Source organism: Enterococcus sp. DIV1283b, assembly GCF_051710965.1.
In the GTDB taxonomy this organism is placed as follows: domain Bacteria; phylum Bacillota; class Bacilli; order Lactobacillales; family Enterococcaceae; genus Enterococcus_B; species Enterococcus_B lactis.
In genome coordinates, this window is sequence record NZ_JBIOLR010000001.1 from 1,599,879 (window position 1) to 1,612,347 (window position 12,469).

11 protein-coding genes are annotated in these 12,469 nt (G+C 38.4%); 2 read left to right on the forward strand and 9 right to left on the reverse strand.

The window, feature by feature from the left end; translation table 11 throughout:
• Positions 1–64 precede the first annotated feature (64 nt).
• Entirely contained in the window at positions 65–661 is a 597-nt protein-coding gene (locus tag IGJ53_RS07860) for an ECF transporter S component (protein ID WP_002309336.1), read from the reverse strand.
• 206 nt (positions 662–867) lie between these two features.
• A complete protein-coding gene (alaS, locus tag IGJ53_RS07865; protein ID WP_259741840.1) occupies positions 868–3,510 on the reverse strand; it encodes an alanine--tRNA ligase in 2,643 nt (880 codons plus the stop codon).
• Between the two features lie 390 nt (positions 3,511–3,900).
• On the opposite strand from alaS, the gene IGJ53_RS07870 reads away from it, so the two are divergent.
• Positions 3,901–4,332 (forward strand): GNAT family N-acetyltransferase, encoded by a 432-nt coding sequence (locus IGJ53_RS07870; RefSeq protein WP_086328279.1) that lies wholly within the window; start codon positions 3,901–3,903, stop codon positions 4,330–4,332.
• Positions 4,333–4,375: 43 nt separating this feature from the next.
• Here the strand turns inward: IGJ53_RS07870 and IGJ53_RS07875 are convergent, their stop codons facing one another.
• Together IGJ53_RS07875 and IGJ53_RS07880 are read right to left on the reverse strand one after the other, a co-directional pair.
• Complete coding sequence (locus IGJ53_RS07875; protein WP_002372411.1) at positions 4,376–5,725, reverse strand: DEAD/DEAH box helicase; 1,350 nt, start codon at positions 5,723–5,725, stop codon at positions 4,376–4,378.
• Between the two features lie 69 nt (positions 5,726–5,794).
• Positions 5,795–6,958 carry a VanZ family protein gene (locus IGJ53_RS07880; RefSeq protein ID WP_259741841.1) on the reverse strand — a complete coding sequence of 388 codons (1,164 nt, stop codon included), beginning with the start codon at positions 6,956–6,958 and terminating at the stop codon, positions 5,795–5,797.
• A 128-nt stretch (positions 6,959–7,086) separates the two neighbouring features.
• On the opposite strand from IGJ53_RS07880, the gene IGJ53_RS07885 reads away from it, so the two are divergent.
• A complete protein-coding gene (locus IGJ53_RS07885; protein WP_010732657.1) occupies positions 7,087–7,410 on the forward strand; it encodes a hypothetical protein in 324 nt (107 codons plus the stop codon).
• A gap of 42 nt (positions 7,411–7,452) precedes the next feature.
• On the opposite strand, the gene IGJ53_RS07890 is transcribed toward IGJ53_RS07885, so the two are convergent.
• From IGJ53_RS07890 to IGJ53_RS07910, 5 genes are all read right to left on the reverse strand, one after another.
• Positions 7,453–7,587, reverse strand: a complete 135-nt coding sequence (locus IGJ53_RS07890) for a hypothetical protein (protein ID WP_259741842.1) — start codon at positions 7,585–7,587, stop codon at positions 7,453–7,455.
• Positions 7,588–7,593: 6 nt separating this feature from the next.
• Positions 7,594–8,943, reverse strand: a complete 1,350-nt coding sequence (locus tag IGJ53_RS07895; RefSeq protein ID WP_002372401.1) for an APC family permease — start codon at positions 8,941–8,943, stop codon at positions 7,594–7,596.
• A 63-nt stretch (positions 8,944–9,006) separates the two neighbouring features.
• Entirely contained in the window at positions 9,007–9,960 is a 954-nt protein-coding gene (locus IGJ53_RS07900; RefSeq protein WP_010732658.1) for an L-threonine 3-dehydrogenase, read from the reverse strand.
• Between the two features lie 100 nt (positions 9,961–10,060).
• Positions 10,061–11,251: a glycine C-acetyltransferase gene (locus IGJ53_RS07905; protein ID WP_002315081.1), complete on the reverse strand. Its 1,191-nt coding sequence runs from the start codon at positions 11,249–11,251 to the stop codon at positions 10,061–10,063.
• A gap of 497 nt (positions 11,252–11,748) precedes the next feature.
• Positions 11,749–12,432, reverse strand: a complete 684-nt coding sequence (locus tag IGJ53_RS07910) for an HD domain-containing protein (protein WP_259741843.1) — start codon at positions 12,430–12,432, stop codon at positions 11,749–11,751.
• Positions 12,433–12,469: the final 37 nt, after the last annotated feature.

The following is a 12,469-nucleotide window of genomic DNA, read 5'->3' on the forward strand; positions in this document are numbered from 1 at the left end:
TTTTCCTCTCCTCTCTTCCTTTTTCTATCTATCATGCGTCCTATTATTCACTCAAAGATGGCCATTATTCTGGTTTTAATGGTGTTGCTGCAAATAAGGCTTTTGCTAGTAATGGTGTTATGATTCCCGCACCTATTGCTTCGGGTATCCCATTGATTGCTGCAACTCCTGCTAAGGTTTTAAATAAAAGAGCAGAATCTACACCATAGGCATCTGCCGTTGCACCTGTATAAAACAATCCCATGAATCCTAACACTAAGACTGTATTGACCAATGAACCTAATACCCCTGCAAAGACCGAGCTGATCGTTATTGATTTATTTTTTTGATAAATCCAGTGGAAAACCAAACCAGCTACTAAGCCAACAAGCACTCTGGGAACTACCGAAATAATCGGGTTCGTGAATACCAATGTATCAAATGGTGTTGTCGGCATGGCGTAGGCACGGACAATTGTAGCAATTCCCCAAAACAGGCCAATTACCATACCATCTTTTGGACCCAATACTACTGCGGCAATAATTACTGTAATATGAATAATCGTTAAACTGATGAACCCTAATGGAATAAAGCCAAGCCAAGGTACCATAGCTTGTACGATGATGATTGCTAATAAGATAGCACGTAAGACTAGTCGAAAGGTTTTATTTCTGCTATTCATTTTTTTCACCCCTTTTTATTTATACTAATCGTAAAAATTTCTGTCACTTTCGTCAACTAAAGACCATCCGAAATCGACCATTTGATTAGATGCGCTCTTCTATTCCATCGAAAAAAGTATGAGGGCAAGACTATTTGTCTTCGCCCTCATGATCGTGTTTCGTTCAATGATTGAACAGTTGTTTTTTTCTATCAAACATAAACGGTCTATTGTTGCGCAAGCCATTCTTTCGCAGCTTTAAGTGCATCTGGAATACCAGCAGGATTTTTCCCACCAGCTTGTGCCATATCTGGACGTCCACCACCGCCACCGCCTACTTTCGGTGCGATTGCTTTAATCAAGTCGCCAGCTTTTAGTCCAGCTTCATTTGATTCTTTCGTCATTGCCGCTAGCAGACTGACTTTTCCTTCTTGTTCGTTTGCTAAAACAAGAATGTCTGAGATATTTTTTTGTTTCCACTGGTCAGCTAATTGACGCAGCTGATTCATGTCTTTCACTTTTACTTGTGCTGCAATGATTGTTTTTCCATTGATCGTTTCTGGATCCTTGAATACATCACCGGCTTGTTGATTCGCTAACTTGCTAGCTAATTGTTCATTTTCCTTTTGCAGCTCTCTTACTTGCTGTTGCAATTGTTCCGCTTTTGAAACAACTTCCTTCAATTGAGGTGATTTAACAATTGTTGCTACTTGTTTTAGTTGTTTTTCTTCTTCTTCAAGTAGTTCGTACGCTTCTTTGCTTGTTACAGCCTCGATTCGTCGCACGCCTGCACCAATTCCTGATTCAGAAACGATTTTGAAGATTCCGATATTTTCTGTGTTTGCTACATGTGTGCCTCCGCACAATTCGATTGACCAACCGCCAATATTTACTACGCGAACGTCATGTCCGTATTTTTCACCAAACAAAGCCATTGCACCCATATTTTTGGCTGTATCGATATCTGTTTCAATTGTTTCAACTGGGATAGCTTCCCAGATTTTTTCGTTGACGATTCTTTCCATTTCAGCTAATTCATCTGAAGTGATTTGACCAAAGTGGGTAAAGTCGAATCGTAAATGTCCAGGAGCGACTAAAGAACCAGCTTGATTTGCATGCTCGCCAAGTACTTCTTTCAATGCTTTGTGCAGTAGATGGGTTGCTGTATGGTTTTTGATGATACGATTGCGCATCGATTGATCGATCAATAGATGATAGGTTTGTCCTTCGCTCATTGGTGCTTTTACTTCTACTGTGTGCATAAATTGACCATTAGGCGCTTTTTGAACATCTGTAACAACTGCAACGATTTCTCCTGCTTCATCCATGATCCAACCTTGGTCTGCTACTTGCCCACCCATTTCTGCATAAAAAGGTGTTTGGTCAAAGATCATTTGAGCTTCACCTTCTGCGATTTCATTCAGAAGAGATTCGCCTTTTACGATGACCAATAATTGACTATCTGATTCTTGCTCCGTGTATCCGATGAATTTACTTTCTACTTTGATATCTGTCAATAAAGCAGATTGTACACCCATTGATTTTTCTGTGCTACGGGCAGAACGAGCACGTTCACGTTGTGCGTCCATTTCTTTTTCAAAACCAGCATGATCAACTTTCAGTCCTTCATCTTCTGCCACCTCTTCCGTTAATTCTACTGGGAAGCCATATGTGTCGTATAGTTTGAAGATGTCTTTTCCTGCTAGAGTCGTACCGTTTTCGTTTTTCACTTCTTGGATCACTTGATTCAAGATTTCCAAACCTTCATTGATTGTTTCATTGAAACGTTCTTCTTCTGTACGGATAACTTTTTCAATAAATTCTTTTTGTTGAAGTACTTCAGGATAATAACTTACCATGATTTCCCCAACGACAGGGACTAAACGATATAAGAATGCTTGTTCAATACCTAATTTTTTCCCATGCATGACCGCACGACGAAGCAAACGGCGTAAGACATACCCTCTTCCTTCATTCGATGGTAATGCACCGTCGCCAATAGCAAATGAAAGAGCGCGAATATGATCTGCGATTACTTTGTAAGAAATATCTGTTACTGGGTTTTCACCATATTTTACTTGTTTGCTTAGCTTTTCTACAGCGTGGATAATAGGCATAAACAAATCTGTCTCAAAGTTCGTTGGCGCATCTTGAACGATTGAGACCATACGTTCTAATCCCATGCCCGTATCAATGTTTTTATGAGGAAGTGGTTCAAATGTATTATCAGGTTTATGGTTGAATTCTGAAAATACCAAGTTCCAGATTTCTAAATAACGTTCATTTTCTCCTCCTGGATAGTTTTCAGGATCATCTTCTGCTAAATCGTTATAAGCTTCTCCTCGATCATAGAAAATTTCTGTATCCGGTCCACATGGGCCTGCACCGATATCCCAGAAGTTGTCTTCTACATCAATAATGTGATCTAACGGCAGACCGACTTCTTCATGCCAGATACGTTTGGCTTCTGTATCTTTTGGATAAACTGTTACATAAAGTTTTTCTGGATCGAATGCCATCCATTTTGGATCAGTCAAAAATTCCCATGCCCAGTGGATGGCTTCATTTTTGAAATAGTCACCAATAGAAAAATTACCCAGCATCTCAAACATCGTATGGTGACGTGCTGTTTTACCGACATTTTCGATATCATTTGTTCGAATAGATTTTTGGGCATTCGTGATTCTTGGATTTTCTGGTACAACTGAACCATCAAAATATTTTTTCAATGTTGCAACACCAGAGTTGATCCACAATAAGGTTGGATCGTTCACGGGGATCAAAGACGCACTAGGTTCAATTGTATGTCCTTTAGATTGGAAGAAATCAAGAAACATTTGTCGAACTTGTGCACTACTTAATTGTTTCATGTCATTACCTGCTTTCTATAAATTAAATACAAAAAAACACCATCACAGCCAAGGACGAAAACTCGCGGTACCACCTTGATTGCAATGATGTGTAATCATTACCTCTTAAACTCGATAACGCTGAGCTGCGTCGGTATTTCTACCAAAATAGAAAAAGGGAGCAATTTGATTAGTGACTATTCTTTTTTCAGCCAAGAAAGAATTTTCTGTGAGTCTTAAAAAAACAAATCATGTCCTTTTCGTACTTTAATAAGTATACGCATTCTGTCAATCACTGTCAATATCTCAATTGCCTATTTTTATTTCCTTTTGGTCATATTCCATATTTTTTGGTACGATAAGGATAAAGAAATCAATACATCTCTGTTATTCATGATGAGGAGGAATATAATGAAAAAAATAGTTGGCGCAGATGAATGGATCCGCGCAGCTAGCTGCTTTTTGAGATATCAAGTTTTTGTATTAGAACAAGGGATTCCTGCAGAACTAGAATTCGACGGAAAAGATATCCCGCAACAAAACTATTATCTATTTCTTGATCAAAAAAGACCAGTAGCCACATTGCGTTATGAAAAGAAAACACCTACTTGCTTTAAGCCAGAACGCTTTTGCGTAGCAAAAGAATACCGAGGAAAAGGGTTAGGCGGTCAGTTGCTTGAAGCTGCAGAAAAACGGGCGATGTCAGAAGGTTGTCAGACTAGTTATGTAGTAGCTGAAATGACGGCTGTAGATTTCTATGAAAAACAAGGGTATCATACTTGCACAGAACCTTTTATTGAAGATGAAGTACTTTGTATCGGAATGGAAAAAAGTCTAGCTTAAAAACAAGAGATTGTGACACGCCTTCTGTCACAACCTCTTGTTTTTATTTATGCGAATTTTTCTTATTTTTACGAGCAGTACGACTTTGCTGTCTGCGTTCGATTTTACGTTCTTTTTTATTTTTTTCTGCAATTGCCCAATCGATTTTTTTCTTATAACCAGGCTTGATCTTTTTCTTTTTCTTCTTCACAAGTCCAATCAGAGTTGGGTCTAATACATCCTTTGATTTTTCTCGTTTGGTACGTCTATTACGATCATATGTTTTAACGATTTCACCATTTTTGATTTCTTTTGGTTCAAACGAGACGCCTAATTTCTCGATCGCATCAATGGCTTGTTCATCGTTTGGTGAATACAACGTAATGGCCGTTCCTTTTAAACCATTACGTCCAGTACGTCCGACACGATGGATAAAGAAGTCCAGATCTTCCGGGATTTCTGCATTGATAACATGAGAAACACCTTCGATATCGATTCCTCTAGCAGCTAAATCAGTCGCTACAACATATTGATACTCCAGATTCTGTACTTGTCGCATCACTCGTTTTCTCTCTCTTGGTGTGATGTCCCCGTGAATCTTTGCTACTTTCAAGCCTTGGTTTTTCAAATAATCAGCAATTTCATCCACATGCTGTTTTGTATTGGCAAATACGATTGCTAAATAAGGATGACCAATCGTCAGCAGTTGATAAATCATTTGATTCTCATCTTTACCTTTTGTTGAGATCAGCCAATTTTCGATATCTTCAGAAATAACTGCTTTCGGCTTGATTTCTTCAATGATTGGATTCTCCATATATTTTCGCAAGAATGGACGCAGTTTTTCTGGAATAGTGGCAGAAAAGACTAAGAACTGCAATTTTTCTGGTAACCGACTTGCAATTTGGTCTACTTCATTTAAAAAGCCCATATCCAATGTCATATCCGCTTCATCAACAACAAATGCAAATGCTGTGTGAATCTTCAGCGCTTGTTCATTCATCATATCTAATATTCTACCAGGCGTGCCTACTACGACCTGCGGCTGCTGATGGTGCAGACGGTTTAACTGACGCTGTTTGTCTGTCCCCCCGACAAAATTCGAAACACGGATCTCCGGTGTAGAAAATTTAGCGATTTGTGTAGCTGCTTCATAAATTTGTGCAGCCAGTTCTCTACTTGGAGCTGTAATAACAACTTGTACTTCCTCTTTATCTGCATTGATTTTTTCAAACAACGGCAACAAAAACGTATGTGTTTTTCCTGTACCAGTTTGAGATTGCCCAATGATATTTTTTCCTTTTTTAATTAAAGGAATCAAACGTTCCTGGACCTCTGTGGGCTGTTTGAAGCCCTTTGCGGCTAACGCTTCATTGATAAATGGTTTGAAGCGGAATATATCAAAATTATTCATTCGTGCACCTCTTCTCTTTAAATTATCACGACTTTGGCATTATAACATAGACAAAGTATTTTTGCTCAGCTAATTTCGAGAATCATCATCCTTTGTTTGAGCAATCGTGCTAACAGTAGATGTGTGACTAGCTTTTTCATAAAACAGAATCCGTTTTTTTCTCAAAAATGATAGCAAGATATTTAAAATAAAAATACCTTGCAGTAACAAGACACCGAGAGAAATGAATACTGCACTCATCTGCAACACCGTATTCGTTGTCGAATTCATGATTTGCTGAAGCAACTGCCCCAACCAGCTTAAACCATAAAAAAGAAAATATAGATACCCGTAGCGGACGATTAATGCTTTCAAAGAAATTCGCTCGCGGTCTTGCTCCACCAAGCGGATGCGTACAATTTTTTTCCCAAGTGTCCATCCATTGGTTATAAACGGTACGATTATAAAATATAGCCCTACTTCCAATAAAAGCCACCAGATATGAGAAGTAACTGTCCCTGAATCAAACGCAAGTTTAAAGAAAATCGCTGCGATAAAATTGACAATAGATAAAAATGTCCAGTCGATCAAATAAGCGACTAAACGTCGTGTCAACGAGACAGTCTTCCCTTTTTCATAAGAAAGTTCATCCATCCGTCTTCTCGTAGGAAGCATAAATGTAAATAACGGCGTAACGACAAAACCAATGATTCCACCCAATGTATTTGTCACTAAATCATTCACATCAAATAAGCGGTATGGTCTTGGGTAGATAAAATAAAGTCCACTTAACTGTGTCAGCTCAAAAAATAGTGATAGACAGAAACTAGCAATCATCGTTTTCATAAAAGAAAGCCGGAAATAATATCTTAAATAAATGCCAAATGGTATGAGTAATAAAACATTAAAAGCTGGTTCCAAAAATACACTCTGCTTCATTGCCGGCAGATAGGTACTAGGTTCAGACAATACCAATACCGTGTTGTCTCTGAAATGTTGCCATGAAGCAAATAAATGCAGCTCCATCTTTGGCCCTGTCATTTGGGCAACCGTCTCCTTTGCCGGAAGTGGTAAGATCACCAGAAAGTATGCACACAATAAATAAAAAACAAAGGAATACAAAATAACTGCCCTTGTTACTAGAAATGTTCCATATTTTCGATATTCATAAATAAAAAAAACAGATGAAATCGCTAAGGCTAAAAATGGAAAAACAATCAGCGCAAAACGAATCGGTTCGATATAACTTGCCATATGACTCCTCCTTGATTCTTTGTATCTCCCTTATCTTAGCAGTCCTTTGCTGTTTCAAGCAAGTAACGAGGCTATTATTTCTCATTTCTTTCAAAGTAAAGTAAGATAAACTCAAAGGGGGTGTCGAGATGCTGAATATGTACTTTGTTTTTGGCGTACCTATTTTTTTACTGTTCCTTTATGCTACGATCGCTTATGTAAGAAAAAGAACTACCATTCATTATTTAGGATTTATTCTCCTGATTATTTCGGGTTTCATGCTAGTCTTCAATCTTCAGACTTGGCAGCAAGCGCTTCTTGAAATGGATAAAATGACTCCACATGCTTTGTCTAAAATGATTGGCTACCCTGTCTATCTGATTTGGCTTCCCATTTTCATTTCTGGTTGCTTGGTTTTATTGAATATTTATCGCGGTGTACGCCGAATATTTCTCTTACGCGAAACAAAATAACAGGCAGAAATCGGTTGAACCCGATTTCTGCCTGTTATTTTGCTATTTCGTCGTAGACAGAGCATCATCTACGTAATCTAAATGAATGAGTGCTTCTGTCATTTCTTCCGTGTATTCCTCATTCCCATAAAATAGTTTGTTTAGCAGAAAATTTGTTTCTAATGTATTTCGAATCATTTTTAGCTATCTACGTTTCAAATAAAGGTAAAACGGGATACCGGCAAGTGTCAATGCGATCCCCATCGAAGCTAAAAAAGTTTGAGTAATAAGTGTGCTTGATACAATAAAGGTTCCTCCAATGATTGCTACTAATGGGATAAACGGATACATTGGAACTTTATATGGTCGAATCAGATCAGGTTCTTTTTTACGAAGAAGAATGACACCAACAAAGACCATCGTATAAAAAATCCAAATGACAAAGATCAGCATATCCGTTAGTGTATCAAAACCACCAATCATCATCATGCCAATAGCGATGACTAGCTCTAAGATACCTGCGGCTACAGGAACTTTAGTTTTATCATGAAGTTTAGCAAAGAGCTTGCTAAAAGGCAGGTTGTTTTCTTTTGCCATAACATAAGGGAGACGCATTCCAGTAAGGGTATAGCCATTGATAGTTCCATAAACAGAAATCAAGATACCAATTGTGACCAGTCTTCCACCAAAGCCGCCAAAAATCATTTTTGCAACATCACTTGCCGCATTGCTGTTTCCTACGACTCCGTCGATAGATGCGGTTCTTAAGAACACCGCATTTACTAATAAATAAACGATCATGATTCCGATGATTCCTAAAGAAATTGCTTTTGGCAAATCTTTCGCCGGCTTTTTCAATTCTCCCGAAATATTTCCTACATGTATCCAACCGTCGTATGCGAACATCGTTGCTAGCAAGCCAGCTCCCAAGGCAGAGAAAAATGAAAGATTTTCTCCTGCTTGGATCGGAAACAGTTGGAAGTCTACTCCTTCTTGTCGGAATAAACCGAAAATAACGATCACAAACAAAGGAATGAGTTTGCAGACAAGCGTAATCGACTGAAAAGCTCCTCCAGCTTTAGAACCTAAAAAATTGATCAGCATGATCGATACAGCAGCTGTAACAGCTACAGGAACAATCATCGATTGGGAAAGATCGAATAAATTGACGAACTGTGTACCGAAAATGATCGACAAGGCTGCTACATTGGCTGGAAAATAAATCACGACTTGAGCCCAGCCAAGTAAAAATGCTGCTGTATTTCCGTAAATCCGTTCGATATATTTGATCATCCCGCCTGTTTCAGGAATAGCCGCTGCCAATTCAGCTCCTGTCAGTCCTGCACAAACAGAGATCACACCACCTAGAAACCAGGAAAACATATGCAAACTGACGGTACCTGTTACTTCTGCTACGCTTGCGGCTTTGAAAAACACCCCTGCACCGATTACTGTACCCATAACAGTCGATAAAGCAGTGAAAAAACCCATCGTACGCTTCAATTCATTTTCCGTTTTTACTTCCTTTACTGGCGTGGCTTGATATTCTTCCATTACTTACCTCCTTCCATACCATAGCCAAAAAGTATAGAAACCTTTTTGGCTATGGTTCTTGTTTTATACCGTCTCTGCTAATTTTTCTCTCAGTTTTTCCAACATATCCTTTGTCATTGCATCTAAATCGTATTTTGGCGAAAAATCCCATTCCTCTTGCGCACAAGAAACATCTAGTGAGTTTGGCCAAGATTCTGCTATCGATTGACGCACAAGATCCACATCGTAATCCATTTCAAAATCTGGTATGATTTTTTGAATAGATGCTTTAATTTCTTCAGGCTCAAAAGACATTGCCGATATATTAAAGGCATTTCGATGAACTAGTCGATTAGGGTCTGCGTTCATGAGCTTTATAATGGCATCGATTGCATCTGGCATATACATCATATCCATTGATGTACCTTGATCAATGAAACTAGTGTACTTTCCTTCTTTGATTGCTGAATAATAAATATCGACTGCGTAGTCTGTCGTACCGCCTCCTGGCAAGGTTGCATAAGAAATCAATCCAGGGAAACGTACACCACGAGTATCTACGCCATATTTCACATAATAATAATCACATAGTAGTTCTCCAGCTACCTTCGTTACTCCATACATGGTTGTAGGACGCTGAAGAGTATCTTGTGGGGTATGATCTTTTGGAGTATTTGGACCAAACGCGCCGATTGAACTTGGCGTAAAAAATTTCAGCTGGAATTCTCTAGCGACTTCCAATGCATTGACCAGCCCAGTCATGTTCAAATCCCAGGCTAATTGTGGTTTTGCTTCTGCAACAGCTGACAAAAGAGCAGCCAAATGAATCAATGTGTCCACTTGATATTGTTCTGCTATGCTGCGCATTTTTTCGTAATCCATTACATCTAGGATCTCAAAGATATCGTTTTTCTCAATGACTTCAGGCATGCGTATATCTGTCGCAATGACATTTTCACTGCCTAGTTCTTGACGTAGCCGTGTGATCAACTCTGAACCAATTTGTCCTAAACATCCTGTCACCAATACTTTTTTCATGATGATCCTCCCTGATCTTTTTTACTACTATCTTCAGATGATTAACAATATATGCGTGAACATGTTCTCTAATTTTAAATATGCGAAAAAACTAAATTAGTTAAATAATTTCCATTTCCTTTCCTATTTTTTGATAAACCGCTACTGCTTCATCAAGCATTTCCTTTGTATGTTCCGCAGTCGGCATATTTCTGATCCTGCCTGTCCCCAGAGGAACAGTTGGATAAACGATTGGTTTAGCATAAATCCCATGTTCGATCAGTTTTTTAGAAAAAGTCTGAGTCACTTTTTCATCTCCTAAAATAACTGGAGTGATAGGTGTTTCAGACACACCGATGTTATAGCCGACTTTTTTCAATTCTTCTTTAAAATAATTAGCATTTTCCCAAACTTTTTCGACAAGTTCCGGATGTTCTTGCATCAAAGAGATTGAAGCCAATGCAGAGGCAGCTGCTCCAGGAGTTAGCGAGGTAGAAAATAAAAATGGCCGGCTTCTGGCTTTCAACCAGTCAATCAATGTTTTTGAACCAGCTACATAGCCCCCAACAACACCTACAGCTTTCGATAACGTACCCATTTGCATATCAATTTTGTCGCTTAATCCAAAATGTTTGACGGTTCCTGCACCTTTTCCAGTTACACCTGAGCCGTGCGCATCATCTACATAGGTGATTAGTCCATATTTTTCGGCGATTGGGATGATTTCCGGCAATCGTGCAATGTCTCCATCCATAGAGAAAACCCCATCTGTGATATACATGATTTTTTTATATTTCTTACTTTCTACGGCTTCCTTCGCTTTATTCTCAAGGTCTTCCATATCTTGATGTTTAACTCGGATGATTGTTGCTCCGGATAAACGGCAGCCATCAATGATAGATGCATGGTTTAATTCATCCGATAAGATAGCATCTTCTTTTGTCATTACTGCAGAGATAGCGCCCATATTACAGTTGAATCCAGATTGAAAGGCGATTGCAGCTTCTGTCCCTTTGAATTCTGCGATTTTTTCTTCTAATTGTTGATGGATCTTCAGCGAACCATTGATCGTTCGGACTGCACCTGCTCCTACGCCATAAGTTTCAGTTGCTTCAATACATGCTTTTTTCAATTCTTTGCGATTGGCAAACCCGAGGTAATTGTTGGATGCCAGATTGATCATCTTTTTTCCGTCTACGATGATACAAGCACCGTTTTCACTTTCTAGTATATCGATCGTGTTGTACAATCCCTTTTCTTTCAGTTGCTCCAATTCTTTCTCCAAATACATCGTTAACTCTTTGGAAGACATGGCCTCCACCTCCATATTCATCTGTCTTGCAGAACATACCAAACATATATCGTGTCATTCATCTACGAAGCAAGTATGCCACATTTTTGATAACGCTTACATCAATTATGAGAGTTATTTAACCATATTTTTTATTTACTGCATCTTTTTACTTTAAAAGAAATTGTATAGTATGAAGAATTAACTTTTAAATAATGGTGATATTTTGATTTACACAGAAAGAAAACACAGCAAAACCATTGATGGAAGCTAGCTAGATAAAATCAAGTATATTCTGAATTTTTAATCTATTTCTCGCATAGACCAATAAAAAATAAAAAAAATAAGCAAAAAGCTTTCATCTTTGTTTATCAGCAATTTTTAATCTTATTATCTGATTGTTTTTTCACAAAATATCCATGTTGAATTTGAAAAAAGGACTGTGACAAATATCTTATCACAATCCCTTCTTCCGAATAAACGGTGTTCTCCCACCAACTCCTCGGTCACAATCTCCATCATTTTTTGTTATTTTTGATCCAATTATTTGGTGTGAAAGATGGATCGTCAATAGACCACTCTAGAAAAAATTCATCTAAAAATTCACGCATAAAGCCTTCTCTACGTTTGGCTTCTTTGTATCCGTAATCAGTGTTCATTTTATCAGGCAACAAGAACAGTTTTTCATAAAAATGATTGATCACTGTCGTGCCTTTTCGGTAATTTTTTTTGTCCTTGAATGTTTGTGGATACAGTTCAGAATCAAAAATCGGGTGTCCATGTCCTCCACCGAAATAAGCAGTTCGCAAAATGCCGATTGCTCCTAACGCTTCGATACGATCAGCATCTTGAACGATCTTCCCTTCCAAAGATAGTTCGACTGCTTCAGAGAGATTTTTAGAAAAGGACATATTTTCGATAATGGCAAAAATCATTGAAATCTGTTCCTCTGTGATTGGCAAAGAGCGAAGAAATACACGAAGCTGTTGCTTTGCTTTGTTCTCATCTTTAACGACTTTATCATCAATCGTATCATGTAGGTAAGCTGCTGCAAGCGTCACAAAACGATCTGCCTGCGGTTCCGTATCCAAAATTCTCTCTGCTAGCTTGACGACTCTTTTGGTATGGTCGCTTCCATGTCCCGTTTGATCATGTGCTAATTGTTCCATGCTATAATCAGCGATTACTTGTAATTTATCCATCCAGTCCACTTCTTTCTTAAGTAAATAGCTGAAAGCA